24 protein-coding genes and 1 riboswitch are annotated in these 26,084 nt (G+C 72.2%); of the genes, 11 read left to right on the top strand and 13 right to left on the bottom strand.

Annotated elements, in window-relative coordinates; genetic code table 11:
• The first annotated feature begins 29 nt into the window (after nt 1–29).
• Entirely contained in the window at nt 30–2,222 is a 2,193-nt protein-coding gene (locus ACGF3C_RS06740) for a hypothetical protein (protein ID WP_393219547.1), read from the top strand.
• Nucleotides 2,223–2,231: 9 nt separating this feature from the next.
• Here the strand turns inward: ACGF3C_RS06740 and ACGF3C_RS06735 are convergent, their stop codons facing one another.
• The 3 genes from ACGF3C_RS06735 to ACGF3C_RS06725 all read right to left on the bottom strand — a co-directional run bounded on the left by ACGF3C_RS06735 (nt 2,232) and on the right by ACGF3C_RS06725 (nt 5,981).
• A complete protein-coding gene (locus ACGF3C_RS06735; protein ID WP_393219543.1) occupies nt 2,232–3,251 on the bottom strand; it encodes a GNAT family N-acetyltransferase in 1,020 nt (339 codons plus the stop codon).
• Between the two features lie 266 nt (nt 3,252–3,517).
• On the bottom strand, nt 3,518–4,804 hold the full coding sequence (thrC, locus tag ACGF3C_RS06730; RefSeq protein ID WP_357222940.1) for a threonine synthase: 1,287 nt from the start codon (nt 4,802–4,804) through the stop codon (nt 3,518–3,520).
• A 10-nt stretch (nt 4,805–4,814) separates the two neighbouring features.
• A riboswitch (SAM riboswitch) is annotated at nt 4,815–4,950 on the bottom strand.
• 68 nt (nt 4,951–5,018) lie between these two features.
• Nucleotides 5,019–5,981, bottom strand: coding sequence for a DMT family transporter (locus ACGF3C_RS06725; protein ID WP_357222943.1), 963 nt, complete (start codon nt 5,979–5,981; stop codon nt 5,019–5,021).
• Between the two features lie 91 nt (nt 5,982–6,072).
• On the opposite strand from ACGF3C_RS06725, the gene ACGF3C_RS06720 reads away from it, so the two are divergent.
• Nucleotides 6,073–6,378 (top strand): metalloregulator ArsR/SmtB family transcription factor, encoded by a 306-nt coding sequence (locus tag ACGF3C_RS06720; RefSeq protein ID WP_355005850.1) that lies wholly within the window; start codon nt 6,073–6,075, stop codon nt 6,376–6,378.
• A 265-nt stretch (nt 6,379–6,643) separates the two neighbouring features.
• Here ACGF3C_RS06720 and ACGF3C_RS06715 read toward each other — a convergent pair whose 3' ends face one another.
• Both ACGF3C_RS06715 and ACGF3C_RS06710 read right to left on the bottom strand, forming a co-directional pair.
• The gene (locus ACGF3C_RS06715) at nt 6,644–7,099 is read right to left on the bottom strand and encodes a DoxX family protein (RefSeq protein WP_357193992.1); all 456 of its coding nucleotides are present in this window, start codon (nt 7,097–7,099) and stop codon (nt 6,644–6,646) included.
• Between the two features lie 459 nt (nt 7,100–7,558).
• The gene (locus ACGF3C_RS06710; protein WP_357222946.1) at nt 7,559–7,792 is read right to left on the bottom strand and encodes a winged helix-turn-helix domain-containing protein; all 234 of its coding nucleotides are present in this window, start codon (nt 7,790–7,792) and stop codon (nt 7,559–7,561) included.
• Between the two features lie 359 nt (nt 7,793–8,151).
• Here ACGF3C_RS06710 and ACGF3C_RS06705 point away from each other — a divergent pair, with 359 nt between their 5' ends.
• Nucleotides 8,152–8,766 carry a DUF4232 domain-containing protein gene (locus ACGF3C_RS06705; RefSeq protein WP_393219536.1) on the top strand — a complete coding sequence of 205 codons (615 nt, stop codon included), beginning with the start codon at nt 8,152–8,154 and terminating at the stop codon, nt 8,764–8,766.
• On the opposite strand, the gene ACGF3C_RS06700 is transcribed toward ACGF3C_RS06705, so the two are convergent.
• Together ACGF3C_RS06700 and ACGF3C_RS06695 are read right to left on the bottom strand one after the other, a co-directional pair.
• The gene (locus tag ACGF3C_RS06700) at nt 8,756–9,622 is read right to left on the bottom strand and encodes an ABC transporter permease (RefSeq protein ID WP_393219533.1); all 867 of its coding nucleotides are present in this window, start codon (nt 9,620–9,622) and stop codon (nt 8,756–8,758) included. The two genes, ACGF3C_RS06705 and ACGF3C_RS06700, sit on opposite strands and share 11 nt — an antisense overlap.
• Entirely contained in the window at nt 9,622–12,486 is a 2,865-nt protein-coding gene (locus ACGF3C_RS06695; protein ID WP_393219530.1) for an alpha/beta fold hydrolase, read from the bottom strand. The genes ACGF3C_RS06700 and ACGF3C_RS06695 overlap by 1 nt, the downstream gene beginning before the upstream one ends.
• A gap of 372 nt (nt 12,487–12,858) precedes the next feature.
• On the opposite strand from ACGF3C_RS06695, the gene ACGF3C_RS06690 reads away from it, so the two are divergent.
• The 8 genes from ACGF3C_RS06690 (at nt 12,859) to ACGF3C_RS06655 (ending at nt 22,151) form a co-directional block, all read left to right on the top strand.
• Entirely contained in the window at nt 12,859–14,037 is a 1,179-nt protein-coding gene (locus ACGF3C_RS06690; protein WP_393219527.1) for a hypothetical protein, read from the top strand.
• On the top strand, nt 14,024–16,648 hold the full coding sequence (locus ACGF3C_RS06685) for a nitrate- and nitrite sensing domain-containing protein (protein WP_393219524.1): 2,625 nt from the start codon (nt 14,024–14,026) through the stop codon (nt 16,646–16,648). Before ACGF3C_RS06690 ends, ACGF3C_RS06685 begins: the two co-directional genes overlap by 14 nt.
• Nucleotides 16,645–17,118: a roadblock/LC7 domain-containing protein gene (locus ACGF3C_RS06680; RefSeq protein ID WP_355005864.1), complete on the top strand. Its 474-nt coding sequence runs from the start codon at nt 16,645–16,647 to the stop codon at nt 17,116–17,118. The genes ACGF3C_RS06685 and ACGF3C_RS06680 overlap by 4 nt, the downstream gene beginning before the upstream one ends.
• A complete protein-coding gene (locus ACGF3C_RS06675) occupies nt 17,115–17,603 on the top strand; it encodes a DUF742 domain-containing protein (protein WP_355005865.1) in 489 nt (162 codons plus the stop codon). Before ACGF3C_RS06680 ends, ACGF3C_RS06675 begins: the two co-directional genes overlap by 4 nt.
• Nucleotides 17,581–18,336 carry an ATP/GTP-binding protein gene (locus ACGF3C_RS06670; protein WP_357222963.1) on the top strand — a complete coding sequence of 252 codons (756 nt, stop codon included), beginning with the start codon at nt 17,581–17,583 and terminating at the stop codon, nt 18,334–18,336. Before ACGF3C_RS06675 ends, ACGF3C_RS06670 begins: the two co-directional genes overlap by 23 nt.
• A 38-nt stretch (nt 18,337–18,374) precedes the next feature.
• Nucleotides 18,375–18,875: a hypothetical protein gene (locus tag ACGF3C_RS06665; RefSeq protein ID WP_357222966.1), complete on the top strand. Its 501-nt coding sequence runs from the start codon at nt 18,375–18,377 to the stop codon at nt 18,873–18,875.
• Between the two features lie 36 nt (nt 18,876–18,911).
• Nucleotides 18,912–21,125 carry an AAA family ATPase gene (locus tag ACGF3C_RS06660; RefSeq protein WP_393219519.1) on the top strand — a complete coding sequence of 738 codons (2,214 nt, stop codon included), beginning with the start codon at nt 18,912–18,914 and terminating at the stop codon, nt 21,123–21,125.
• 93 nt (nt 21,126–21,218) lie between these two features.
• Nucleotides 21,219–22,151, top strand: coding sequence for an SMP-30/gluconolactonase/LRE family protein (locus tag ACGF3C_RS06655; RefSeq protein WP_124860406.1), 933 nt, complete (start codon nt 21,219–21,221; stop codon nt 22,149–22,151).
• A gap of 52 nt (nt 22,152–22,203) precedes the next feature.
• Here ACGF3C_RS06655 and ACGF3C_RS06650 read toward each other — a convergent pair whose 3' ends face one another.
• The 6 genes from ACGF3C_RS06650 to ACGF3C_RS06625 form a co-directional block, all read right to left on the bottom strand.
• On the bottom strand, nt 22,204–22,713 hold the full coding sequence (locus tag ACGF3C_RS06650; RefSeq protein WP_393219514.1) for a GNAT family N-acetyltransferase: 510 nt from the start codon (nt 22,711–22,713) through the stop codon (nt 22,204–22,206).
• A gap of 149 nt (nt 22,714–22,862) precedes the next feature.
• Complete coding sequence (locus tag ACGF3C_RS06645) at nt 22,863–23,750, bottom strand: hypothetical protein (RefSeq protein ID WP_357222972.1); 888 nt, start codon at nt 23,748–23,750, stop codon at nt 22,863–22,865.
• The gene (locus ACGF3C_RS06640) at nt 23,719–24,318 is read right to left on the bottom strand and encodes a DUF3618 domain-containing protein (RefSeq protein ID WP_393219510.1); all 600 of its coding nucleotides are present in this window, start codon (nt 24,316–24,318) and stop codon (nt 23,719–23,721) included. The genes ACGF3C_RS06645 and ACGF3C_RS06640 overlap by 32 nt, the downstream gene beginning before the upstream one ends.
• A 22-nt stretch (nt 24,319–24,340) precedes the next feature.
• Nucleotides 24,341–24,736, bottom strand: coding sequence for a phage holin family protein (locus ACGF3C_RS06635; RefSeq protein WP_357193949.1), 396 nt, complete (start codon nt 24,734–24,736; stop codon nt 24,341–24,343).
• Nucleotides 24,733–25,371 (bottom strand): hypothetical protein, encoded by a 639-nt coding sequence (locus tag ACGF3C_RS06630; RefSeq protein ID WP_393219507.1) that lies wholly within the window; start codon nt 25,369–25,371, stop codon nt 24,733–24,735. Before ACGF3C_RS06630 ends, ACGF3C_RS06635 begins: the two co-directional genes overlap by 4 nt.
• A 240-nt stretch (nt 25,372–25,611) precedes the next feature.
• Nucleotides 25,612–26,064 (bottom strand): DUF3263 domain-containing protein, encoded by a 453-nt coding sequence (locus ACGF3C_RS06625; RefSeq protein WP_393219504.1) that lies wholly within the window; start codon nt 26,062–26,064, stop codon nt 25,612–25,614.
• Between the last annotated feature and the right edge of the window lie 20 nt (nt 26,065–26,084).

The following is a 26,084-nucleotide window of genomic DNA, read 5'->3' as shown; positions in this document are numbered from 1 at the left end:
GCGGGCCTTCGGCCAGGGGAGGGCAGCGGGTGAGGATCACCGAGATCCGGGTGCACGGGGTGGCCGACAAGGGGCCCGAGGCGATCCTCGACCGACCGATCGTCGCGCGGGTCGCGGGAGACGACAACGCCGGCTTCTACCGGCCCCGACCCGGCTACGGCGTTCCCACGGATCACAACGGGGTGACGCTTGAGGCGTACCGATGGAGCAGGCTGACCGGTGGCACCGCCACCCGGACGTTTTCCCTGGTCCTACTCTTGCCGTTCATGCTCAGCAACATCGCGGTCTGGATGCTGCCGGTCACGGGGCGCGGCGGCCACGCCGCGCGGGCGCTGTGCCGACTGTTGGCCGCGACGATGACCGCGATGTACGTGCTCTCGACCGTCGGGGTGTCCCTCGACCTGATCGCGTGGCAGTGCGCTGCCTACCCGAGGTGTCTGGAGGGGCGGCGGGAGCTTTCCTGGCTGGGCGACGTGCCGCCCGGGCAGCGACTCGCGCTGCTGGCCGTACCGCCCATCATCGCGATCGGCCTGATCTGGCGGCTCGGTGCCCGGACCTGGCAGCTCCCCGAGGACAGCGACCACGGGCCCGGGGTGGGCGCGGACCGGCTCGACGCGCCCGCCTTCTGGGACACCCGCTCACTGCTGCGCCGCCTGCGCTCGGTTCACGTCGCGGTGGCGCTGGGCACGCTCGACCTCACTCTGCTGCTGGCCCTGGCGCCGCACGACGCCAACCTGCTCGGCTGGCTGCTGCTGACGGCGGACGTGGCGCTGCTCGCCGGCGCGGTGGTGCTGCTCTGCGGGGCGGCGATCGAGCGGCGCGGAGAGCAGGACCAGCGGAGTGCGCGGACGATCCGCTGGGCGGCTGTCGCGCTCACCGCACTGACCCTGGGATACGCATCGGCGCCACGGCCGCCGTGGACAGCCGAGGGGATGTTGCCGGGGTACGGCACGGCGGTCGCCGGGTTGTTCGCCGGGCAGGTGGTGCTGCTCGCGATGCTGGGCCTGGTGGTCGTGGTGCAGCGCCGTTCCCTGCCCCGCCCCTTCTTCCTGCTGGCCGGGTTGGGCGCGCCGGTGCTGATCACCGTCGCGATCGGGTTGGGCGTCGCCTACGACTCGGGCCTTACCTACGGGCTCGCCGAGTATCTGGACCGAGGTTCCAGCCCGACGCCGGCACGACCTCTGCCGCCTGGTGCGCCACCGTTGTCGCCGCCGATCGCCTACCGCTGGGTCACCCTCGGCTTCACTCTCGCAACACTCCTGGTGCTCGTGACGGCCCTGCTCATACCCCGGATCAGCCGGAATCGTCGCCGCCGGGGTGCCGAGGAACTGGTCCGGCGGGACTATCCGGAAGCCTCCCGGGCGGCCCCCGAACGGGTCCGGGCCGTCCGCGACGCGATCGTGCGTGCCCGGCTGACGGATCGACTCGGGCCGCTGATGGCCAGCGCGTATGTGGCGTTGGCGCTGCTCACCCTCGCGGCGGCCGGGCTTTCGGTGATCGGTCCCGGGCCGGGTGCGCTCGCTTTCCGACTCGGCGGCGAGCCGCTGGCCCGTCCGGTGATCTTCGTGACCGACCTGGGCGCCCTGCTGATCGGGCTCTTCGCCATGGGCCTCGCCGTGCTGGGACTGGTCGCCTACCGGTCCGGCGCGATCCGGCTGGTCGGGGTGCTCTGGGAGCTGGCCACCTTCTGGCCGCGTGCCGCACATCCGCTCGCCCCGCCGTGCTACGTCGAGCGGGCGGTCCCCGAGCTGACCCGTCGGATCGGGCAGCTCACCGCCGATGGGAACGCCGTGGTGCTGTCCGGACAGAGTCACGGCAGCGTGCTCGCGGCGGTGACGGTCCTCCAACTGCCCGACCACTGCCGTCGGCGGGTGGCTCTGCTCACCTACGGTGCCCCGCTCGGAAACCGGTACCGGCGGATCTTCCCGGCGTACGTCAGCGACGAGATGTTGCGCGAGGTGGGCAGCCGGTTGGCCTGGCGGTGGATCAATCTGTGGCGGTACACCGACCCGGTCGGCGGACCCGTGTTCGTACCGTTCGTTGATGGACCCGACGACCCGGCCGCTCGGGTCGACCGTCGGGTACGGGATCCCAAGGGGCTGCTCATCCCACCGACCGACACCGTGCCCCCACCGGTGCAGGGCCACGGGTTCACCCCGGACGACGACTTCCACGCCGCGATCGGCGAGCTGGTGGAGCGCCTGGAACGGGTGGCCGAGTGAACGGTCGCCTCAGAGGGTGAGCTGCCAGTCGGTCCACCGGTCCACCGGACGGAAGCCGAGCTGCTCGTTGATCGACACCATGTAACTGTTGCTGGCCGCGTTGAAAGTGTCGATCACCTGTACCGCCGGCTCGTGGGTGAGCAGGTGGTGCAGGTTCTCCACCTTGGCGATGAGGCCGAGCCGGTGCCCACGGTGGGCCGGGTCGACGATGGTGATCTGCTGGAACGCGTGCCAGTCGGCGGCAGCTCCCACGTCCAGCAGGGTCCAGGCGACCAGCCGGCCGGACGCCTCGTGTCGCATCCCGAGGTGGTAGCGCCGCCGGCCCCGGGCGTCCAGCGCCCGTTCGTTGCCGCGGATCCGCTCGGCGTCCACCTGCTCCGGTTCCCACTGCACGTCGCCCATGGGGGCGTCCATCAACAACCGGCCGTCCAGGTAGGCGATGTCGGCGACGTACTCCTGTGGGGTGGAGCCCTGCCAGCAGACCGAGTGATAGCCCTCGGCTCGGGGTTGTGCCTCGGCGAGCGCCGCCCGTAGAGCGACCCGGTCGATGTCGCCGACGTCGAGCCGTCGGCGTACCTCGGCGAGAGCGGGCTGGGCTCCGGTCGCGGCGGCGAACGCGTCACCGGCCACGCTTCGGGCCGGCCCGCCGGGCAGCGCGGAGACGGTCATCGCCACCATCCGCTTGCGGCCGTGCTCGCGGAGCAGGCGCAGCCCGTACTCGTGCAGGGCCCGGCCAACGCCCCGGCGCCGCAGCTGCGGATGCACCAGCAGCTCGGCGGTGGCGTTGTCGGTGTTGTCGAGCTGCGGCAGGTCCAGTTGGAGGTAGCCGGCCGGTACGCCGTCCAGACGGGCCAGCGCCCAGAGCGACCGGGTACCGGGCATCGGCGTGTGGAACAGCGCGTCGAACCGGCGCCGGCAGGAGGGCGGGAAGTCCGGCAGATCGGCGTCGTTGGCGGCCGACCCGATCCGGTACGCCTCGTCGACCGACGTCCGGTCGGCGCCGTCGAACGACGCGATGGTGATGCTCATGCCGGTGAGCGTGCACCGCACAAAAGCGATCGGGCCAGCGAATTACTCGCTGGCCCGATCGAACGTTGGTCGGGAGGGACACTCGCACAACGCCTCCGGCGTTGGGTCGCAAGAACTTCAAAAGTCTTCGGCGAAATGCCCTCCCGCACGGAGCATCTTGCGCCGTCCGGTTCCTGCCGTCAAGTCCGTAGCGGCGGGTTTTCCACACTCACAGCGAAAACCCAGTTACCGACTGATCCACTCGGCCCCGGTGCCGGGTGGGCCGTTCAGCCCAGGAGGCCGGCGTCGCGGGCGGCGCGCAGCGAGGGCTTGATGTGGTGGGTCGGCCCGACCTGGCCGGCCACCGCGTCGATGGTCTTGAGACCCTCGCCGGTGTTGAAGACGACGGTCTCGGCCGTCGGGTCGAGCCGACCGGACTCGACCAGCTTGCGCAGCACCGCCACGGTCACCCCACCGGCGGTTTCCGCGAAGACCCCGGTGGTACGGGCCAGATCGCGGATGCCCGCGCGGATCTCGTCGTCGTCGACGTACTCCATCCAGCCGCCGGTGCGGCGGACCGCCTCCAGGGCGTAGAGGCCGGCCGCCGGGTCGCCGATGTTGAGTGACTTGGCGATGCCGGTGGGCTTGACCGGGACGATCGTGTCGGTCTCGCCGTGCAGTGCGACGGCGATCGGGTTGCAGCCGGCGGACTGCGCCCCGAAGACCTTCCAGCCGTCGGCGGGCGCCTCGACCAGGCCGATCTCCACCAGCTCGGAGAACGCCTTGTCAATCTTGGTGAGCAGCTCGCCGCTGGCCATGGGGATGACCACCTGCGCCGGGATTCGCCAGCCGAGCTGCTCGGCCACCTCGTAGCCGAGAGTCTTGGAGCCCTCCGCGTAGTACGGCCGGACGTTCACGTTGACGAACGCGGTGTCCTCGAATTCGTCGGTCTCCACCAGCTCACCGCAGAGCCGGTTGACATCGTCGTACGAGCCGTCGATGGCGACCAGTTCGCCACCGTAGACGGCGGTGGTGATGACCTTGCCCTGTTCCAGGTCGCTGGGGATGAAGACCACCGAGGGCACCCCGGCACGGGCCGCGTGGGCGGCCACCGAGTTGGCCAGGTTACCGGTCGACGCGCAGGCGAACCGGCTGAAGCCGAGGGCCTTGGCGGCGGTGAGCGCCACCGAGACGACCCGGTCCTTGAACGAGTGGGTGGGGTTGGCGCTGTCGTCCTTGACCCAGAGCGGCGCGGTGATGCCCAGCTCGGCGGCGAGGTGCGGGGCCGCCACCAGTGGGGTCAGGCCCGGGTCGAGGGTGACCCGGGTGGCCGGGTCCTGACCGGCGGGGAGCAGGGCGGCGTACCGCCAGATGTTGTTCGGGCCGGCCTCGATCTGCTCGCGGGTGACGGTGGCCAGCGCTGCGGTGTCGTAGTCGACTTCCAGCGGGCCGAAACACTCGTAACAGGCGTGCTGGGCGGCGAGCGGGTAGCGGGCCGAACAGGCACGGCAGACCAGGGCGCGGGCGGGGCTGGCAGCGGTGTCGATGCCGGAGGCGACGAGCGTCGACGTCATGTCGAGAGTCCTCTCATCTTTCCCCGCATCGCACGGTGCGGCGGGGACGGAATTGGCACCTGCCCCGCGGGTCGCTCAGCGGTGAGCGCGCGGGGTGGTTGCCGGGGCGTCGTCGGGCCGTATCCCTCAGCCCCTCTGGATGAGGTATTCAGTTGTGCCGTCGAGTCTAGGACAACGCTGTCGGCCCCTGCTACCACTGATCCCAGGTATTGGGTCAGCGGAAACTCACCGCGACCGGGTCGGTCACCGCGACCGGGTCCGTCACCGCGTCCGTCCGGGGCAGCGCTGCGGCCCGGGGCCGGGCGGCGAGGTTCGCGGCGATCAGGGCGGCGATCGTGATGGCGGCCCCGACCAGTTCAACGGGCTCCGGGCGGTAGCCGCGGGCGATCTGCACCGCGAAGGTGGTCACCGGGACCAGGTTCATGAACAGCGCGGCGTTGGCGGCGCCGAGTCGCTGCACGCCGGTGTTCCAGGCCAGGACCGCGATCACGGCACCCACCAGCACGGCGTACGCCAGTTGCGGGGCGACCGCCACGAGGTCGGCGGCGGCCGGCGCGTGCTGCCAGCCGACGGCGTCGGCGCCGATGCTCAGGACGAGCATGGCGGCCGTGCCGGCGAGCGCGGTCAGTGTGGTGAAGCGCAGCGGGGACCACTCGCCGAACCGGCTGGCACCGTGGGTGTAGATGCCCCAACCCAGCACCGCGCCGATCATCATGAGCCCACCGAGGCCGAACTGGCCGAGCCCGGCCAGGCTCCCGCGCGTGATCACCAGGCCGACGCCGAGGAGCGCCACCAGGGAGAGGGCCAGCAGGAGCGGCTTCGGGCGTACGCCGTCGCGAGCCCAGCGGACCAGCTGGGTGATCACCGGGGTGGTGGCCACGAAGAGGGAGATCTGCTGCGGGGCCGCGTGTTCGAGCGCCAGGTTGGTGAGCAGGTTGAAGCCCGCGAAGCCGACCACTCCGAGCACCACCACCTCCAGCGCCCGGCCGCCGTGGCGGAGCGCGCCGGCACCCTCGCGGAGCAGCAGGATGGCGACCAGGACGACGGCGGCCAGCAGGTAGCGCGCGGTGGTCAGGTTGAGCGGGTCGACCCGGTGAAGCGCGCTCGCCAGGATCGGGAACATCACGCCCCAGCCGAGCACGGCGACCAGTGGGTACGCGGTGGCGCGGGATCGCATCGGCAACTCCAATGTTCGAGTATCGTCGAACCAACGAGACTGACCATAGGGCGTCGTTCGATGGTTGTCGAACAAGGGTTACACTGGTCACATGGAGCCGCACGAGCCCGACCTGACCGCCGTACCGGTCACCAACGTGTTGGCCGCACTCGCCGACGACGTGCGGCTACAGATCGTCCGGGCGCTCGCCGAGGGCGGCGAGTCAGCCTGCGGCAGTTTCGACTTCGGCGTCTCCAAGGCGACCCGCAGCCACCACCTCAAGGTGCTGCGCGAGGCGGGACTGACCCGGACCCGGGCGGCCGGCACCAGCCGACTGGTCCGGCTCCGCCGGGACGAGCTGGACAAGCTCTACCCCGGCCTGCTGGACGCGGTCCTCACCCAGCGTCCGCCGGCCTGACCCCGGCCCCGCCTTCGCTCGCCGGCGGCGGTTGCGGTCCGCGTGGCCGCACCAGCCGGTTGGTGGCGGCACGCGACCTCGGCGGCTGGGACATGCCTCCGACGCTCACTGTGGAGCTGAATCGTCTACGACATCAGCGAAGAGGTGGCGCCGCGACCGGGAGTGTCGGGCGGCCCCGGGCCGGAGCACATCGGCCGGCCCCTTGACCGGACGCGCCGCCGAAGCCGCCTCGTTGAGACTTCGGCGACGCGTGGTTCGGGTCAGATCAGACGGACACCGTGCCGGGCTCGGCCGCCGAAGCCGAGACCGAAGGGCTGTCGGTACGACGCCGGGCGAGCAGCGTGTCGAGGGCCCAGGCACCCGGGCCGAGAGCCGCGACCAGCAGGAACGCCCAGCAGAAGAGCGCCGCCAGCTCGCCTCCGTTGTGCAGCGGCAGCAGGGCATCCGGCTGGTGCACAACGAAGTAGGCGTACGCCATCGAGCCGGAGGCGAGCAGCGCGGCGGGTCGGGCGAAGAGCCCGACCAGCACCAGTACGCCGCAGACCAGCTGGATCAAGGCGGCCCACCAGCCCGGCCAGGTGCCGAACGGTACCGCCTTGCCAGTCATCGGGTTGCCGCCGAACAACCCGAACACCGAGGACAGGCCGTGCAACGTGAACAGCAGACCGATCACGATGCGGAACAGGGACAGGGTCGGCCCGCCGAGCCGAGAGACGTTCATGACACCTCCATCGAGGATATTGAATGGGTCTCAATGATCCTGAGGCACGCAGGCATCGAACGTCATAACTTCCTTGCTGGTGGGAAAATCCCCTCCGAAAATGGTATGACGTTTCATCGCCCCGACCCACCCCTTCTCCGCGATCTTGCGCTTTCTGTCCCGACACAAGGGACGCATCGCTTCATACCGACAGCGGAAAGTGCAAGATCGCCGAAGAAGCGCATTCTCGCGCGGAGGCGATCCAGGTCAGCGCCTACGCATCGGCCCATCCGGCGTACGCGGGCGGTAACTCTGACGTGGTGCCGCCTCGCGGACTGTGGCAATTTGCGGGGCAGCGACCAACGCCCAGCAGCAGATCCGGGCGGCCATCAAGGCGACCGAGCAGACGCTAGCCCGGCTACGTGCGGCTCGAATTTCGTGGTGAGGGCATGCGAGGTACTCCCAGCCAGCTAGGCACGCCTACCGCTGGTCGCCGGCTCGATCCCGTACGAAGACGCCGCGACCCTGATGCCCCTCGACCAGACCCTCAGCGCGCAGTGTCAACATGGCCGAGCGGATGACCTGGGTCGAGACCCCGTAATGGGCGCAGAGTTCGGAGATCGACGGCAGCTTGTCGCCAGGCTTCAGGTCACCGGACTTGATTCGATCGCGAATCTCGGTGGCGATGCGTTCGTAGAACGGCGTGACTGGCATGGTGGTGCTCCCTCGTCGGCACCACCATCTGACCACTCTTTGCTTATGACATCAAGTTCTAGGTGTTCCAAGGGTTGCACTAGTGATACTAGGCATCACATGTTGGGACCGAGGCGGCCCTCGTCGGCAAAACAAGGGGCGGCTCAACTTCGGTGAGACGACGCTCAGCGAGGAGGACCGGCAGTTGGTGCGTACCCGGGTCTGGTGCGACACCAGGCTCGACGGGACCGGCCGCTGCGGGCACCCGGCCGACCACGACGGACCCTGCCTGGCCTCGTGACGCGGGGTCCGGCGGGTCGCTCACGGGTCGGGTCGACGCCGGACGCCAGCGAGACACCTCCATGGGCGAGGATCAACGGATGATCTTCCGCGACACGGCAGCACTGCGACGCATCGCCGCGACTGTCGCGACTGTCGCGACGACTCTCGTGCTCGGCGGCTGCACTCGTGACCATGAAGGCCAGGGTGGGGACCCGAGCGGACCGCCGCCCGCCGCGTCGAGGTCGGAAGCCGGCCCGACCGCCAGCACCGAGCCGCCGGCCGGGTGCCCGGCGAGCGGTGTCCGGATCCGGTCGACCGGCGGGGACGCCGCGATGGGCCTGCGCGCCCTCGGTCTGGAACTGGTCAACTGCGGCGAGCGCCCCTACCAGCTCAACGGGTACCCGGTGCTGCACGTGTTCGACGAGGCGCGCGAGCCGGTCATGCTGCGGGTGGTCAACGGCGCCAAGGAGATCACCTCAGGCTTCGACCAACCACCCCGGCAGGTCACCCTCGCCGCCGGGGAGCGGGCCACCGCCGTGGTGCTCTGGCGCAACCTGGTCACCGACTCGACGGTGGTCGCCACCAACGGCGAGTTCCTGACGGTGGCGCCCGCCGCCGGGCAGCCGGCCGAGGAGGTCGACCCGGACGGGCCGATCGACCTCGGCAACACCGGCCGGATCGGCGTCAGCGCCTGGAAGAAGGCTACGACGTGATGTCCTTGCGGGTGAAGCGCCAGAACGCCAGCCCCCAGAACAGCGTCGCGTAGCTGACCGCCGATATGCAGCCGCGCACCACATCGTCGGTCTGCACCGGAGTCGACAGCAGACCCAGCCAGGCGGTGCTGAAGTGGGTCGGCAGGAAGTCACGCAGCGCGCCCAGGGCGGTGATCTGGTCCAGGATGCTGGACAGGATCCAGAGCAAAACCGCACCACCCACCGCGCCCAGCGCGGCGTCCGTGATCACCGACAGCAGGAACGCCAGACCGGCCACCACGAGCAGTACGACCGCCAGGTAGCCCAGCACGGCCAGCAACCGGAGCAACCCCTCGGTGGGTTCCAGCTCGGCGGCGACAGTGCTGCGCAGCGGCGACCAGCCGTAGCGCAGGGTGCCGGCCAGCAACGCGGTGCCGGCCAACAGCAGCAGGGCCAGCCCCGAGTACGCGAGCGCGACCACCAGCTTCACAGTCAACAACCGCGCCCGGGGCACCGGGATCGCCAACAGATACCGCAGGCTGCCCCAGCTCGCCTCGCTGGCCACCGTGTCGCCGCAGAACAGCGCGACGACCACCACCAGCAGGAACGACGCCGAAACGAAGATCGAGAACAGGGTGAAGTTGAGCCCGCCCGAGGTGGCCAGCTCGACCAGGCTGGCGAACTCGTTGCGGCCATTGTCGTCGTCGCCGCCCGAGTCGAACTGGAACGCGATCAGGATGATCAGCGGCAGCAACACCATGAACCCGAGCGCCAACTGGGTTCGCCGCCGGGACGCCTGCCGGCGGAACTCAGCCCCGAACGGCATGGTGGCCGACGGCCGGTAGCCACGGGCCTCACCCGCGTCAGTAACAACCATCACCGGTCACCGCTTCCCCGAGAGTTGTCGCCCACCAGGGCGAGGAACGCGTCCTCCAGGCGCCGCCGGGGCACCACCCGGTCCACCCCGATGCCGGCGCGCACCAGCTCCGCCACCACCTCGCTGCGGGCCGTGCCGTTGGTGTCGACAACCAGTTGGCCGTCGCTCTCCGGCAACACGGTGACCCCGTGCAGCCGGTCCAGCACCGCCCGCGCCGCCACCGGGTCGGTGACGTCGAAGAGCACGCTCGGCGACTCGCCGACGATCTCCTCCACCGGCCCGGACGCCACGATCCGACCCTTGTTCACCACTACCGCGTGCGTGCACGTCTGCTCCACCTCGGCCAGCAGGTGACTGGAGACCAGCACCGCACGGCCGTCCGTGGCGTACCGCTGGAGCACCCGGCGCATCTCGGCGATCTGCGGCGGGTCGAGCCCGTCGGTCGGCTCGTCCAACACCAGCAGTTCGGGGAGACCGAGCATGGCCTGGGCGATGGCGAGCCGCTGGCGCATCCCGTGGCTGTAGTTCTTGATCCTCCGGTGCACCGAGTCACCCAGCCCGGCGATCTCCAGCGCCGCGTCGAACTGCGCGTCCTCCCACGGCCGCCCGGTGGCTCGCCAGTACGCCTTCAGGTTGTCCAGGCCCGACAGGTGCGGCAGGAAGCCCGGCCCCTCCACCAGCGCCCCGATCCGGGACAGCACCGGTGAGCCGGGCACCAGCCGACGACCGAAGACGTAGATCTCCCCGGCGGTCGGCTGGGTCAGCCCCATCAGCACCCGCAGGGTGGTGGTCTTACCGGCACCGTTCGGCCCGAGCAGACCAACGACCTGACCCGGGTGCACCTCGAAGTCCACGTTCGACACGGCGACGAAGCCGTCCGCGTACTCCTTGCGCAACGCGCGCACGGCCAGCGGGGTGTCCGCGTACTCCGGGTGCACCGAGCGGTCCTGGCGGCGGTGCCGGCGGCGGACCAGGGCGACGACCACGACGAGCCCGATCACGATGGCGGCGAGCAGACCGGCGAGCACCCAGCGCCAGATCGTCGCCGCGGTGGGGATCGGCTCACCGCTGACCGTCGGCAGGCTGACCACACCGTCCGCGGCAACCGTGTAGACGGTCGGCGCGGCCGGCGTCGTGTACGCCTGGTCGGAGGTGGCCACCACCAGGCGCAGCCGGTGCCCGGCCTCCACCCGGCGGACGATCCCGGGCAGCGTCACGGTGACCGGGCGGGCGTCCTGCACCTGCTGCGGCAGGCCGGTGAGCCGGATCGGGGCGACCAGGCCGTTCGGCAGGGTGGCCGCCCCGTCCTTGTCGACGTCGTAGAGCTTGACGAAGAGCACCGCCTCGCCGGTCGGCGACGCGGCCCGCAGGGTGACGGTGGGCGCACCGGCCACGTCCACGGCCTCGGTCAGCGGGGTGGACTCGAACTGGGCGTGCTGGCCGGGCACGTCACCGGCCACGCCGTCCAGCAGCGAGGCGAGCCCGCCCGCGAACGGAATCGAGGAGATGGCGGCCGGGTTGCCGTTCGGCGGGTTCGCGATCGGCTGCGCCGGGCCGGCGACCGTCACCTCCCGGCGGGCGTTGCCGGCGAGGCCCGGGTAGTCGGCGCGGCGGAAACCGGTGGCGACGAGACCCCTGTCGAGCGCGTCGAAGCCGGCGATCCGCGACCAGGTGAAGTCGTCGCCGGGCGCGTCCCCCTCGCCCTTGACGTAGTGGTCCAGCCACTGGACGGTCAGGAACTTCACCCGGTCGGAGTCCGACCGGGGTCCGCTGCCGCCGTCGTGCCCGCCGGTGAACCAGGCGACCCGTACCGGGGTGCCGGCGGCGGCGATGCCCCGCGCGTTCGCGTCCGCCTCACCGAGCGGGAACAGGGTGTCCGCCTCGCCCTGCACCAGCAGGGTGGGGGCCTTGATCTGGTCCAGCACACCGGCCGGGCTGGAGCGGCGCAGCAGGTCCACGGCGGCCTGGTCGGCGCGGCCGGTGGTGGCGATCCGGAGGTACGCGGCGCAGACGTCGGCGGCGAACCGACCGCAGGACGGGTCGGCGGCACCCGCCGGGGCGCCACCGGGACCGGTGCCGGGGCCGGCCCCCGGTCCAGGGCTGGGCGGACCGGCCGACTCCGGTGCGCCCTGTGGCTGGGCGGCGATCGCTCCGGAGAGCCCGGCCGGGCCGGAGCCCACGTTGCCGCCCCCGCCGAAGAAGAGGCCGGCCCAGCCCTTCTTGAACACGCCCTCGGTCGGCGCTCCGCCGGTGCTCTCCGGCAGGAACGCGCGGGACAGGTCGTTCCAAGTGATCATGGGCACGATCGCGTCGACCCGACGGTCCTGGGCAGCCAACAACAACGCCAACCCACCGCCGTACGAGCCGCCGACCACACCGACCTTCGGGTCGCCGGCCGCATCGGTGCGCACCTCCGGCCGGGCGGCCAGCCAGTCCAGCAGTCGCTCGGCGTCGCGTACCTCGTAGTCCGGGTTGTCCAGGTGGATCTCACCGCCGCTGCGGCCGAAACCCCGCGCCGTCCAGGTGAGCACCGCGTAGCCGCGCCCGGCGAACTCCTCCGCGTCGGAGCGCACCGACTCCTTCGTGCCGCCGAACCCGTGCGCCAGCAGCACCGCCGGCACCTTCCGACCGGACGAGGCGTCGTCCGGCAGATAGAGGGTGGTGTCCAGGTTCACCGGTTCGTCACCGGACGGTCCCGAGCGGACGGTGAGCATCGCGCTCTCGGTGCGTACGCCCGGTCCCTGCGGCCACACCGCCCAGGTCACGGCGGCGGCCAACAGCACGACGACCACCGCGGCGGCGATCGCCCGGCGGCGGGTGGGAAGGGCACGCCGGAACCACGCGGCCGGCGACGGCGATGTCATGCGGCACACGGTACGGCCCACAGCCTGAGCGTTGGCTGAGATCCGCCGTACGTCCGTCCGGTTGCCCCGATCGGTGCCCGACGGGGTGCGAGCGCGCACCGTCCGACGCGGCACAGTGAGTTGAGTTCGGATCCCGTGAATTCCGATCTTACGCAGATATCCACCTCGATCCCTCCATGTCACACCCACGGCGGATACGGAGCGTGGCGGTAACGCGGACAAATGGTGACATGACTCGAAGTGACGCGAACCTGACTCCCCGAGTGAGGTCTGACCCGGCGGCGGTTCGATTAGTTTTCCGGTCCGGTGCACGGGACTTGTCGGCCAGCCCGACGCCGCGCCGATCAGCGCCCCACGCCGGAGGAGACACACATGACAGTCCCCGCGCCGCGGGCCCGTCGACGGCCGTCCACGCTGGGCCGGCTGCTGCCCCTGCTGCTCATCGGAGCACTGCTGGCACCGTTGGGCCTGCTCGTCACGTCGAACTGGCGGCAGATCACCGACGACCGGGACCTCGCCGCCCGGGAACGGCTCGGCGTGCAGTACCTCACCGCGCTGGCGGCGGTCACCGACGCCCTCGTGGAGGCACAGTCCAACGCGGTGAACGGCCGCCCCGTCGCCCGGGAGGCGTTGAACGAGTCCGTCGAGAAGGTCGCCGCGGTGGACGCCCGCATCGGCAAGGAGCTGCTCAGCCAGGAACGCTGGGCCGGCGTACGGGCCAAGCTGGAGGCGCTGCGCGGCCGCAGCGCCACCGACCCCGAGGCCGCCTACACCGCGTACGGCGAGGTCTCCGACCTGCTGCTGGCCCTGCACCGGAAGGTCCGGGAGAGTTCCGGGCTGGTCCGTGACCCCGAGGCCGACTCGTTCTTCCTCCAGGACAGCGCCGGCCAGGAGCTTCCCGAGGCGGTGATCGGCGCCGGTCGGCTGGCCGACCTGTCCACGCTTGTCGCCCGCCGGCCCGCCGCCGAGCAACCACGCGGCCTGCTGGAGCTGACCGGCCTGCGGGTGTCCGCCCTGACCCCCGCCGCGGACCTCGTCGACAACCTGCGCTCGGCAGTGGACGGTTCGGAGAGCACCGACCTCGGTGCCAACGTGCTGACCCCACTGGACACCTACCAGCGCTCGGTGGAGGCGCTCGCCGGGTACAGCCTGCCGGCCAAGGAAACCGGCGTGGTCGACCCGGGCCAGTTGAGTGCCGCCGCGCTCAGCTCGCACCGCTCCGCCCGCCAGCTTCAGCCGGTCATCCTCAGCGAACTGGACTCCCTGCTGGCCGAGCGCATCGATCGGCTCGACCGGGACCGCTGGCTGACCGCCGGGGCGGGTGTCGTCGCCGTCCTGCTGCTGGGCTGGCTCGCCGCGTTGCTGATCGCCGCCGGTCGCCGGGCACAACGGCGGGCCGCCCTGGCCGCGACCCACGCGGAGAGTCCCGACACCCCGCCGCAGCGCGACCTGTGGCAACCGCCCGCCGACGAGGCGCGTGCGCTGCAACCGGTCGGCGCGACCCGTGACCCGGAGACCGCACAGTGGGGGGCGTTCGATGCTGCTCGGTAGGCTCCGGATCCGCGGCAAGCTCGCGCTGCTCGTGGTGATTCCGCTGCTCAGCATGGTCGGCCTGGCCGTGCCGGTGATGCTCGACCGGGTCGCCGCGGCACAGCGGGCCGGCGACACCGCCGAACGGGTCCGGCTCGCCAGCCGGGTCGGCAGCCTGGTCCAGGACCTCCAGCAGGAGCGCATCCTCTCCGTCGGCTTCCTGCTCGGCCGGGTCGAGCGCGGTGAGCTGGTCCGTAAGTCCGCGGACGTGGACGACCGGGTGGCCGACCTGCGGGCGGCGCGGAGCGACGCGCTGACCGAGCAGGTCGACCGCGCCCTCGACGGCGTGTCCCGCCTCGTCGAGCTGCGCACCGCCGTCCTGGCCGGGGCCGCCAAGCCGATTCAGGTGATGGACGCGTTCGGCCCGGTCAACAAGGGGATCATCGAGTCGCTGCGGCTCGTGGTCGGGGTGGACACCGACACGTTGCCGGGCCGTCAGGTGCTCGCCCTCGACGGGCTGCTCCGCTCCGACGAGGGCCTGGGCAGCTGCGCCACCCTGAGCCTGTTGGTCAAGGCGATCGGCACCCCGGACACCACTGCCGGGTACGTGGCGTGCATCGCCGCGCTCATGGTCGACAACTCGCGCTTCCGCAGCCTGATCACGCCCGAGCAGCTCAAGGTGGCCCAGCTCAACGACGCCGCCGTGGCCGCGCGTACCAGCCCCGACTTCCTGGTCAGGAGCGCCCGGGATCCGGCCGCCGCTGTCCGTCCCGTGCCGATGGAGGCGCTCTTCCCGGCCGTCCGCACGATGATCCGGCTCGGTCAGTTCGTCGAGAAGAAGCTGATCGCCGACGTGCTCGCCGAGGTGACGGCCGAGCAGCGGCGCGCGCTGACCGCCGCGTACCTGGTCGGTGCCGCTGCGGCGTTGATCCTGACGCTGGTGGTGCTGCTCAGCGTGGCGGTGGCGCGGACGGTGGCCCGACCACTGACCCGACTCACCCGCTCGGCCGACCGGGTCGCCCGGGTCGCCGAGGCGGAACTGGTCCGGGTCACCGACGACGAGGTGGAGAGACACCAGGCGGTCCGGCTGGAGCCGGTGGACATCCGCGCCAACGACGAGATCGGCGACCTGGCGCGGGCCTTCGACCGGGTGCAGAACACCGCGGCGCAGCTGGTCGAGCGGCAGGTCGCCGGCCGACGCAACGTGGCGCAGATGTTCGGCCACGTCGGACGGCGTACCCAGAACCTGGTGGGTCGGCAGATCGCGCTGATCGACCGGCTGGAGCAGCAGGAGGCCGACCCGGGCCGCCTGGAACACCTGTACCGACTCGACCACATCTCCAGCCGGTTGCGGCGAAACGCCGGCAGCCTCGTGGTGCTCTCCGGCTCGGCCGGGGCCGACGTGCACACCGCGCCGGTGCCGCTGGCCGACGTGGTCCGGTTGGCGCTCGGTGAGATCGAGGACTACACCCGGGTGGAGGTGCAGGTTCCGGCGGGCGTCTCGGCCGCGCCGGCGGTGGTCGGTGACCTCGTCCTGACGCTGGCCGAGCTGATGGAGAACGCCACAGTCTTCTCCCCGCCGCACACCCGGGTGCTGGTGGCCGCCGAGACGTCCGGCCTCGGCGTACGTCTCACAGTGGTGGACCACGGCATCGGCATGAGCGAGCAACGCCTGGCTGAGGAGAACGCCCGGTTGACCCGCCGGGAACGTCTCGACCTGGCCCCGACCGAGGTGCTCGGCCTCTTCGTGGTGGGCCGGTTGGCCCGTCGGCACGGCTGGCAGGTCGCCCTGGCCGCCACGGGTGGCGGAGGCGTGACCGCACAGCTGGAGATCCCCTCGACGTCGCTGGTGCTGCGCCGCGCCGACCGCGCCGGAGCCACTGTGGCCCGCGCCGTGGTGCCGAACCGGGACCGGCGTACGACGACTGCGCCCAACCCCGAGCACGAAGCGCGGCCCAGCGCGGTGGCCATCGCCGCGCCGGCGCACTTCGACTCGGACCTGCTGAGCCGGGCCACCCTCAGCCTGGACGCCGGCCCGTCCTGGAACGCGTTCGGTCGGGGCCAACCGGAGCAGGCCGCCCCGGAACCCCCGGACCCGGAGCCGGAGCCGGTGAGCAAGCCGGGCGGGCCACGGGTGCGGCAGCGGGTGCCCGGCGCCACGCTGCACGCCACCGCTCCGGCGACCCGGCCGGTGGACGCCACCAGCGCGGACCCCGCCGCCGCCCGCGCGCTGGTCGAGGCCTTCCAAGCCGGCGTACGCCGCGCGGAGCTGCACGTGGCACCGGGCCTCGACCGCGCGTCGGCGCGGACGGCCGGCGACCCGTCGGCCGGCGCCGGGGCGGCCGTGGTGGACTTGGGCCCGACCGTCGACCTGCCCAGCACCCCGGGAGGCGCCGGCCCCACGGTGCCGCGTGGTGGTGGCTCGACCGACGCCGCACCGGAGCGGCCCCGGTTGAGCCGACGGGTGCCGGGAGCGAACCTCACGGCCATCCCGGTCTGCCAGCCGCCCAGCACCGACCTCGGTGACCCGGCCGAGGTCCGCGACCTCATCAGCGAGTTCGAGGCGGGCGTCGCCCGCGCTCTCCGCGAAGTCAGCCCCGACCACCGGAACGAAGAAGGATCATCACGGTGACCAGCCCCTTCCTGCACGACAACGTCGAACAGAGTCAGCCCAGCGCCAATGGGGACCTCAGCCCGGAGGCCCGTACGTTCAACTGGTTGCTGGACTCCTTCACCTCCAGCACCGCCGGGGTCCTGGAGGCGATCGCGGTCTCCTCGGACGGCCTGCTGATGGCCATGTCGGCGATCAAGGATCGGTCCAACGCGGAGCGGTTGGCCGCCGTCGTGTCCGGGATGACCAGCCTCGCCGGTGGGGCCGCCAGTTGGTACGCCCTCGGCGGCCTGAACCGGGTGATCGTCGACATGGCCGACGGCTACCTGCTGATCAGCGCGATCAGCAGCGGTTCCGTGCTCGGGGTGGTCGCCGACCGTTCGGCGAACCTGGGCACCGTCGCGTACGAGATGACGCTCTTCGCCGGGCGGGCCGGTGGCGCCCTGACCCCGCGACTGATCGTCGAGTTGAAGAACGCCGTTCAGCAGTGACCCCCGACGTCGCCGGTGAGGATCCGGATCCGGACCCGAGAGTTCGGATCCGGCCGTACCTGCGCACGTCACCCCCGACCGGGGTGGGCGCGGCGGCGACACCGGCGCTGCCCGAGCCGGAGCCGGACGCGGACCAGCCGAGCGGTCCCCGTCCGTTCGTGCTCACCTCCGGGCGGGTCGCTGGTGCCGACCCGGCGATCGGGTTGGAGACCCAGGTGACGGCCCGCATGGACAGCGGCTGGTGGGCCGGCCCACCGGGCGCGCTGCTGGCACCGGAACTTCAGACCATCATCGCGCTCTGCGCCGAGCCGATCTCGGTGGCCGAGATCTCGGCCCGCGCCCGACTGCACTTCGGCGTGACGCGGGTCCTGGTCGGCGATCTACGCGCCGCCGGGCACCTGGACGTGCACGTGACCGACACCGACGACGCTGTCGACCCCGATCTCATCCTGCGAGTGATTGATGGACTCCGTGCGATCTCCTGAATGGCCGGTCGCCCCGCTCGGCGGGGTCGCCGCGAACAGCGCCGCCGCCCGTTACGGCATGTCCCCGGGCACCGGGCCGATAGTCGGGCGGGCCGGCCCACCGCCGACCGCACCGCCTCCGTACCGGCCCCCGTCCGGTGCGGAGTCCGGCCCTTCGACAGGTAAGCCGGCCGCACCGCCGATCCCGGTCAAGATCCTGGTCGCCGGCGGGTTCGGGGTGGGTAAGACCACCACGGTGGGTGCCATCTCCGAGATCGCGCCCCTGACCACCGAGGCCGAGATGACCACCGCCGGGATCGGCGTGGACGACCCGGGTGCCCGGTCCACGAAGACCACCACCACTGTGGCGATGGATTTCGGCTGCGTGACGATCGACCGCAGTCTGAAGCTCTACCTGTTCGGCACGCCGGGGCAGACCCGGTTCGGCTTCATGTGGGACGACCTGGCCCGGGGAGCGCTCGGCGCGCTGGTGGTGGTGGACAGCGCCCGGCTGGACGACTGCTTCCCGGCCATCGACTTCTTCGAGCGGGCCGGTCTGCCGTTCGTCGTCGGGGTCAACGCCTTCGACGGGCGACTGGCCCTGGAACTCGGCGAGATCCGTTGGGCGCTGGCCATCGGTGACCATGTGCCCCTGGTGCAGTTCGATGCCCGCGACCGGCTCTCGGTGCGGGACGCACTACTGGTCGTCCTGGACCGCGCGCTGGACCGCGCCACCCGGGACAGGAGGGCCTGAGCCGACCAGCTCCGGCCGTGGCGGGAAGAGGTGATCTGATGAGGGGCGACCTGGACGAGACGCTGGCCCGGCTGGCCCGACGTGAGGAGGCGTCGCGCCGTCGGGCCGCCGACCGTGACGACACCACCGCACCGTCGGGCCCCCCCGGCCTCGGCGGCGACACCCGCAACGCCCGGTCGGGCCGGCACGCGGGGGTGGAGACGCCGAGTGAGGTGGCCGGGTGGGGGCCTGTGGAGGAGGTGGCCGAGGCGGTCCGCCAGGTCGTCGGGGCCTACCCCGGGGTGGCGGTGACAGTGCAGGTGGAGCACGCCGGTCGGACGTACCCGATGCGGGTCTCCTGGGACGGCCCTGCCGTCACTGTCGGACCGGTTCCCCCGCCGACTCCGGTGGAACCCCCGCCGGTCTGGCCGCTCTCCGGCCGGACGGTGCCCGCCTGGGCGCCCGGTCCGGACGGGTTGACGCCGGACCCGGCGGCCCGGTTGGCCGAGCTGATCCGAAGCGACCCGACACTGCTGGACGAGCTGGATCCGCGGCGCTGACCGGCGGGGCTGGCTGCCGGCGGCTACGGTCGGGCAGTGGCGCAACCCGACCTGACCTTGACGGCGAGCCTGCGGCCGGCGGCGCTGGACGCCCGACGGGGCATCGTGCGCCTGCACCCGGAGGCACTGACAGCGCTGGGGCTGCGCCCCGGCGACCCGGTCCGCCTTGTCGGCCGCCGGGAGACCGCCGGGATCGCGGCGGCGGCCGGGCCGGGCGCGAGCAGCGCCCTGCTGTACGCCGACGACCTGACGTTGGGCAACCTCGGTCTGCGCGACGGCGGTCAGGTGCGGGTGGGCCCGGTGCCGTTGGTCCCGGCGAGCCGGGTCGTCCTGGCCGGGCCGGTGGGGGTCGTCGCGGCGGTCAGCCCGGAGATGCTCCGGCTCGCCCTGCTGGGCAAGGTGCTCACCGCCGGGGACGACGTGTCGCTGCTGCCGCAGGACGTACTGCCGGACGCCTCGGTCCGCAGCCTGGTCGAGGCGGCGCGACGCAGCCTCGCCAACACCGTCGGTTTCGCCTGGACCAGCACGCTGCTCAGCGTGGTCGAGGTCGAGCCGGCGGCCGGCGCGCTGGTCACCATGGGCACAGCGGTCGCCTGGGAGCACGGTGCGACGACCCACGGCGGGCCTCCCCCGGCCGGCGCCGCGTCGACCCGGCCGGTTGCGAGCGCCGACGCCGTTGCGGCGGACGACGCGCCCGACGTGGACGAGCTGCCCGGGCTGCGGGCCCAGGCCGAGGAGCTGACCGAGCTGCTGGACCTCGGCTTCCACCATCGGGAGGTGCTGGGTCGGCTCGGCACCACCATCTCGTTGGGGGTGTTGCTCGTGGGTCCGGCGGGCTCCGGAAAGTCGGCGCTGGTCCGGGCCGTGGCCGCCCGGGTCGGTGCCCGCGTCCACCCGCTCTGGGCGCCGGAGGTGGCCGCCTTGGCCAGTCAGGCCGCCGCGGAGCGGTTGCGCGTCGCGGCATCGGCGGCCCGGGCCGAGGGACCCGCGGTACTGCTGGTCACCGACGTCGAGGCGCTCGCGCCGGCCGACGATCCGGGTCCGGTGGCGACGGTGTTCCGGCAGGTGCTCGCGGAGAGCATCCGCGCCGGCGTCGCGGTGGTCTGCACCACCGGCCGACCGGAGGCGGTCGACCCCGCGCTGCGCGCGCCTGACCTGCTGTCGCTGCGGATCAGCGTCCCGCTCCCGGACCAGGCACTGCGCCGCGAACAGCTCACCGTGCTGACCCGGCAGGTGCCGCTGGCCGACGACGTCCGGCTGGACGAGGTGGCCGCGCGTACCCCCGGGTTCGTCGCGGCGGACCTGGCCGCGCTGGTCCGGGAGGCCGGGGTACGCGCGGCGCTGCGGCAGAAGTCCGCCGAGACGCCGACGGTGTCGATGGCCGATTTCACCGCCGCCCGGGAGGTGGTCCGGCCCACCACGATGGCGGCATCCACGCTGGATCTGGCCTCGGTGACCCTGGACGACGTGGGTGGCCTGGACGAGGTCAAGCAGACGCTGACCGAATCGGTGCTGTGGCCGCTGACCTACCCGGACACCTTCGCCCGGCTCGGCGTGCAGCCGCCGCGCGGTGTGCTGCTCTACGGGCCACCGGGCTGCGGCAAGACCTACCTGGTCACCGCGCTGGCCGGGTCGGGGCGGGCCAACGTGCTGTCGGTCAAGGGGGCCGAACTGCTCTCCAAGTGGGTCGGTGAGAGCGAGCGCGCGGTCCGCGAGCTGTTCCGTCGGGCCCGGGAGGCGGCCCCCACGCTGATCTTCCTGGACGAGGTGGACGCGCTGGCCCCGGTACGCGGCCAGGCCACCGACGGGGGCACCACGGACCGGGTGGTCGCCGCCCTGCTCACCGAGCTGGACGGGGTGGAGACGCTGCGCAACGTGGTGGTGGTCGGTGCGACGAACCGGCCGGACCTGGTCGACCCGGCGCTGCTTCGGCCGGGCCGGTTGGAGCGGCTGGTCTACGTGCCGCCGCCGGACGGGCCCGCCCGCGCGGAGATCCTGCGGGCCGCGTCCCGGCAGGTGCCGCTGGCATCGGACGTCGACCTGCCGGCTCTCGGCGACGAGCTGACCGGCTTCTCCGCCGCGGACTGCGCGGCGCTGATCCGCGAGGCGGCGCTCGCCGCGATGCGGGAGTCGCTCGCCGCCGCCACGGTCACCGCAGAGCACGTGTCGACCGCACGGGCCCGGGTACGACCGTCGCTGGACCCGGCCCAGGTCGCCAGCCTGGCCGCGTACGCCGCCGGCCGGGAGTGATCAGACCAGCACAACCTTTCGTCGCGCCCAGGACGTTCCTAAGGTGTCACATTCCTCAGTGGAGTTATCCACTGCGACGTCAGGTGGTGTTCCTTGCGCAAGCTGCTCTCTCTTCTCATCGTCCCCCTCGTGGCGGCGGCGACCCTGGTCTCGGTCGGTGCACCGGCGGCGGCTCATCCGGCGAAGCCGTTCCCCGCCCGGATCGCGCTGCCGAACGGGTTCACCCCGGAAGGACTGACGATCGGCCGGGGCACCACCGTCTTCGTGGGGTCCATTCTTGACGGTGCCGTGTGGCGGGGTGACTTACGCACCGGACGCGGCTCGGTGCTGATCCCCGGCACACCCGGCACCGACAAGGCGGGCCTCAAGCTCGACCCGCAGGGCCGGCTCTGGACCGCCGACTTTTCCGGCGGGGGCGCGAGCGTGTACGACGCGGACACCGGCACCAGGCTGGCCCACTACCAGTTCACCGATGTTCCGGGAAGCTACGTCAACGACCTCGTGATCACCCAGCGAGCGGTCTACTTCACCGACTCCGCGCGGCAGGTGCTGTACGTGGTGCCCCTGGGCCCGGGTGGTCGCCTTCCAGCCCCCACCGCCTTCCGGGTGCTGCAGCTCAGCGGTCCGGCGGCCACTCCGGACGTCTACCACAACGGGATCGTGGCACTGCCGGACGGTGATCTGCTGGTCGCGCAGATGCTGACCGGCCAGCTCGTACGCGTCGACCCGCGTACCGGCGGCAGCCGCCTCGTCGACCTCGGGGGCTACTCGGTGGAACGGGCCGACGGGCTGGTCCTGCGCGGACGCACCCTCTACGTGATCCGGAACCTGACCAACGTCATCGCGGTGGTCCGGCTCAACGCCGGCTACACCGCCGGAGTGGTGCAGCGGGAGATCACCGGCCCGCAGCTGCGTTCGCCGGCCACCGGCGACCTGCTCGGCTCGGCGTTGTACGTGGTGAACGGCCGGTTCGACGTGGAGTCCACGCCCAGCACCGACTACGACATCGTTCGGCTGCCGGCCTGACCCAGGCGGTCGGCGGCGACCCGTTGTGGTCGTCGCCGGCCCGACGGCCGGCTCAGAAGGCGGGCGGCGTCGAATCGAGGCAGATTTCGGCGCGCACCTTGCCGCCGTCCTCGCGCAGTTTCGCGCCACACTTCTGCAACACGGTGACCGCGCCGATGTTGTCCGGGGTCGTCTCGGCGACCACGGCCCGCATGCCCGCCCGAGCGGCGGCGTTCAGCAGCTCCCGTAGGGCAGCCGCGCCGATTCCCTGCCCGCGAGCGGACCGGCCGAGCCACATCCCGGTCTCCACCGTGCGCGGCTCGTCACAGCGCGTCATCCGGACCATGCCCATCACTTCGCCACCGACGAGGATGGCGTACATCTGCGAACCGGTCGGGCCGTCCAGCCCGCCGAAGCTCGCCCGGTGGAACTCGCGGAACGCCTCGCGACGGGCGAGCGACCAGCCCGCGGGTGCCTCGACCGGGGGCATCACGTCACCCGGCTCCGCCTCCGCAGCCGCTACGGAGAGCAACGGCTCCAGGTTGCTCTCGTCCACCGGCTCCAGCCGGACCGCACCCGCCACGTGCCGCAGTCTGCCGCCCTCATCGGCCGAAGTCCACCCCATTGGCCATCCACTGGCGGTCCGGACAGCGGTACCGGCCGGTCGGGCGGTCCCGGTGTTCCACATCACGCTCTGTTGTCACCCGACCGGGTGTCACACGCCCAAAACGCCTACCCGAACTCGCAGAACACCGCCGAGGCGTCGTCGCTGGACTTGTGTCGGCGCAGCCGGTCGGGGTGGTCGCGCTCGGCGTTGCGCACCCGGTCGATCAACGCCCCCGGACCGTCGGCGCTCAACAGGTCGAGCAGACCGGCCCAGTCGGTCAGCGCGAACTGCTCCACCGCACTGGACGCACCGTCACTGAGCAGCGCCGCCCGCCGTAGCGCCCCGGGACCGCGCCGGGGCGCGGTCCCGGTGACAGCGTGGAAGGCAGCGTCCGGGTCGGAGGCCGCCACCCAGTAGCCGTGGGTGCGGTTCATCCGCTCCCGCTGCACGCTCACGGCGTGCCGGAACCGGGTGACCGGGTCCGCCGCACCGCCCGGCACCACGGCCACTGTCTCCCGCAGCTCCGCCATCGCCGCGTCCAACCTGTCGTCGGTGACCACGCTGACCTGCCCGCCGACGTCGAGGACCAGCGGGCTGTCGCAGAGCACCAGGTAGTCCACCTGGTCGCCACAGTCCCGCAGGAGGCAGACCGTGCTGGACGGGGTGCCCGGGTGGTCGAGGTCGCACTGCCCGCCGTGGTCGGCGCGTACGGCGAGGATGGCCGCCGCCAGGTTGCTCGTCAGCCGGGCCGCCGGGCGCACCGCCTCGGCGACGCCGATCCGGGCCGCCAGGTGCCGGACGTACCACTCGGGCCCGTGCACGCAGCCGGTCTCGAAGCCGTCCGGCACCGTCGCGCCGTCCAGGACACCGACCAGCGGGCCGAACCGGAAGACCAGGTCCTCGTTGACCGGGCGGCCCGGGGCCGGCGCGGACGCGGAACGTACCCGCATCACCGGCGCCGGCCCCGGCACACCGGTCGGGTCAACGCTGTCGAAGGTCGTCGACGGCCGCATGCGTCTCTCCCTGCACCTGACCGGCAGCCGAACGGCCCTGGTCGCGTACCACGGACGCGCCCTGCTGGGCGCTGGACCGGACCGACTGCGCCGCCTGCTGGGCGGGCTCCCGCAGGTTGTCCTGCATCTGGTGGCCAACCTGGCTCGCCTGCTCGCGCAGCTCACCGGAGTGCTCACTCACCATGCTGCGCGCACGCCCGGCGAGTTGCCGCTCACGTCCGCTCGGCGGGATCAGGGAGGCCGCCAGCAGACCGACTCCGAAGGCGACCAGGCCGGCGGCCATCGGGTTGCCCTGAGCCTGCTCGCGGGAGTGCTGCCCGAGCGAACGGGTTTCGTCGCGTACCGAACCGGCCGCGTGCGACATCCGTTGGCCAGCCTCCTGGCCCAGGTGGTTCGAGCTGCCCATCATCTTCTCCTTCGCTCGGGTGAAAGCCCCGCGGGCCTGCCCGACGCGGTCACCGGCGATCCGACGCGGGTTGACCCTGTCGGTCAGCGCGTCGACGTCACTGCTCAACTCGTTGCGGGTGGTCTCGATCTCCCGCCGGATCCGATCCGGATCACTGGACATGACCTGTTCCCTCCCGACTCGTTCACCGACCCCGCAGGGCGTCCGGCAGCTCCCGGGCAGTCTGCTTCGTCCGGGGCAGAACCGTACGAGCCCGCTTCAGCTGGGTCCGGGCGTTGATGAAGAGGCCACCGGCAACAGCGGCCCAGAGGACCGCGACGATCAGCGCCGCCCACCCCTGGTCCATCGTGTTGGACAGCCCCCACCAGACGGCGTACGACACGAAGAGCACAGCCAGGAATCCGGCCAGCCCGGCGGCGCCGAACATTCCGCCCGACTTGCCCACCTGGCTGGCTTCCTCGCGGAGCTCGGCCTTGGCCAGTTCGACCTCCTTGCGCACCAGAGTGGACATGTCCCGGGTCACGTCGCCGATCAGCTCGCCGACCGAGGCCTGGGTCCGCTCCTTCTCCGGGGCGCTCACGGTGCCACCCCGCCGGGCAGATCCCGCGCCTGCGCACCGGGAGGCGAGACGTTCTGCGCCCGCGCCGTACCCACGTACGGCTGCTGACCGGCGTCCGGCGGTGCACCCCGCCCGGGTGACGGAGCACCTGACGCGCCTGCGGACTGACCGTTGCCCGAGGCCGGCGCGGTCAGGCCACGGGTGAGCCGCCCGACCAGCAGCCCGGCCACCGCCGCGCCCGCGAGGAACGTCGTCGGATGCTGCCGCGCGTACGTGCGCACCTCGTCGAGCACCTCGCCGGGTTCGCGCTCGTCGAGCCAACCGGCAGCCTGCTGGGCGGCGTCGGCCGCCTTGCGGACCACCTGACCGGCCAACCCGGAATCGCCGTCCCGTTCGGCCATGGAACTGAGGTTCTGACCCAGGTCACGCAGGCCCGCGGCGGCCCGCCGCTGCTGCGTCTGCGCCTGATCACGAAGCTGCCCGGTGGCCTCACCTGTCAACTGCTGGGCCTGTCGCCGCGCCTCTGCGGCCACCTGCCCGCCCTGCTCAGCTGCGGTATGGGCGACCTGCCCCCCGGCCTGGGCGGCCTGCTGGCCGACGCGCGACGCTTCCTGGCGGGCCTGCTGTCCTGTGCCGCTCTGGTTCGTTGCCGTCATACCCCGCTCCTTCCTGGGCCCGAGGTCGCGTGCGACCCCGGAACTCCTCCCGCGTACCCGCCGGGCCACCCGCCATGCGACCGCAACAGGCCCGCCCCGGCCCGCCGACCACCGCCGCGATCTTGCACTTCCTGTCCCGACAAAGGCCCCAAAGAGCGCGAATCGACAACAACAAGTGCAAGATCGCCGGGGCCGGGGCCAGGGGTGAGGGCGGGTTGGGGTGGGGTCGGGCGGGGGGGGTTAGCGGCGGCGGTTGCGGGCTCGGGAGGAGCGCAGGCGGCGGAGGCGGCTGATCAGCACCGGGTCGGCAGCTAGGGCTGCCGGATTGTCGAGCAGGCCGTTGAGCAGCTGGTAGTACCGGGTCGACGAGATTCCGAAGGTGTCCCGGACTGCCTGCTCCTTGGCACCGGCGTGCCGCCACCACTGCTGCTCGAAGGCGAGGATGGCCCGCTCCCGCTCGGTCAGCCCCACCGCCGGATCAGCGGGCGGCGCCGCGTCGGCGGCGGGGGGCGCATCGGCGGCGGGGGGCGCATCGGCGGCGGGGGGCGCATCGGCGGCGGGGGGCGCGTCGGCGGTCTCGATGGACGGCGCCGATCGCGGGTTCGGGACTGTCGGCCCGGCAGCACCCGCAGGCTCACCCGGACGAGCGTCAGTGGACGGCTCGGGGGCGGCCGGGGAGGTGTCGGCGGACATGTCGTTCAGCCTAGTCAGCG

It is taken from the genome of Micromonospora sp. NPDC047762 (genome assembly GCF_043204655.1).
GTDB lineage: Bacteria > Actinomycetota > Actinomycetes > Mycobacteriales > Micromonosporaceae > Micromonospora.
This window is presented reverse-complemented; position numbering and strand designations above follow the sequence as displayed.

Coding starts and splice junctions, on each gene's coding strand:
- ACGF3C_RS06645 (WP_357222972.1), bottom strand. CDS start 23,750: ATGCGGCCGTCGACGACCTTCGACAGCGTTGACCCGACCGGTGTGCCG.
- ACGF3C_RS06640 (WP_393219510.1), bottom strand. CDS start 24,318: ATGTCCAGTGATCCGGATCGGATCCGGCGGGAGATCGAGACCACCCGC.
- ACGF3C_RS06625 (WP_393219504.1), bottom strand. CDS start 26,064: ATGTCCGCCGACACCTCCCCGGCCGCCCCCGAGCCGTCCACTGACGCT.
- ACGF3C_RS06720 (WP_355005850.1), top strand. CDS start 6,073: ATGGAGCCGCACGAGCCCGACCTGACCGCCGTACCGGTCACCAACGTG.
- ACGF3C_RS06670 (WP_357222963.1), top strand. CDS start 17,581: ATGGACTCCGTGCGATCTCCTGAATGGCCGGTCGCCCCGCTCGGCGGG.
- ACGF3C_RS06685 (WP_393219524.1), top strand. CDS start 14,024: ATGCTGCTCGGTAGGCTCCGGATCCGCGGCAAGCTCGCGCTGCTCGTG.
- ACGF3C_RS06695 (WP_393219530.1), bottom strand. CDS start 12,486: ATGACATCGCCGTCGCCGGCCGCGTGGTTCCGGCGTGCCCTTCCCACC.
- ACGF3C_RS06630 (WP_393219507.1), bottom strand. CDS start 25,371: ATGACGGCAACGAACCAGAGCGGCACAGGACAGCAGGCCCGCCAGGAA.
- ACGF3C_RS06705 (WP_393219536.1), top strand. CDS start 8,152: ATGATCTTCCGCGACACGGCAGCACTGCGACGCATCGCCGCGACTGTC.
- ACGF3C_RS06725 (WP_357222943.1), bottom strand. CDS start 5,981: ATGCGATCCCGCGCCACCGCGTACCCACTGGTCGCCGTGCTCGGCTGG.
- ACGF3C_RS06690 (WP_393219527.1), top strand. CDS start 12,859: ATGACAGTCCCCGCGCCGCGGGCCCGTCGACGGCCGTCCACGCTGGGC.
- ACGF3C_RS06710 (WP_357222946.1), bottom strand. CDS start 7,792: ATGCCAGTCACGCCGTTCTACGAACGCATCGCCACCGAGATTCGCGAT.
- ACGF3C_RS06735 (WP_393219543.1), bottom strand. CDS start 3,251: ATGAGCATCACCATCGCGTCGTTCGACGGCGCCGACCGGACGTCGGTC.
- ACGF3C_RS06700 (WP_393219533.1), bottom strand. CDS start 9,622: ATGGTTGTTACTGACGCGGGTGAGGCCCGTGGCTACCGGCCGTCGGCC.
- ACGF3C_RS06715 (WP_357193992.1), bottom strand. CDS start 7,099: ATGAACGTCTCTCGGCTCGGCGGGCCGACCCTGTCCCTGTTCCGCATC.
- thrC (WP_357222940.1), bottom strand. CDS start 4,804: ATGACGTCGACGCTCGTCGCCTCCGGCATCGACACCGCTGCCAGCCCC.
- ACGF3C_RS06665 (WP_357222966.1), top strand. CDS start 18,375: ATGAGGGGCGACCTGGACGAGACGCTGGCCCGGCTGGCCCGACGTGAG.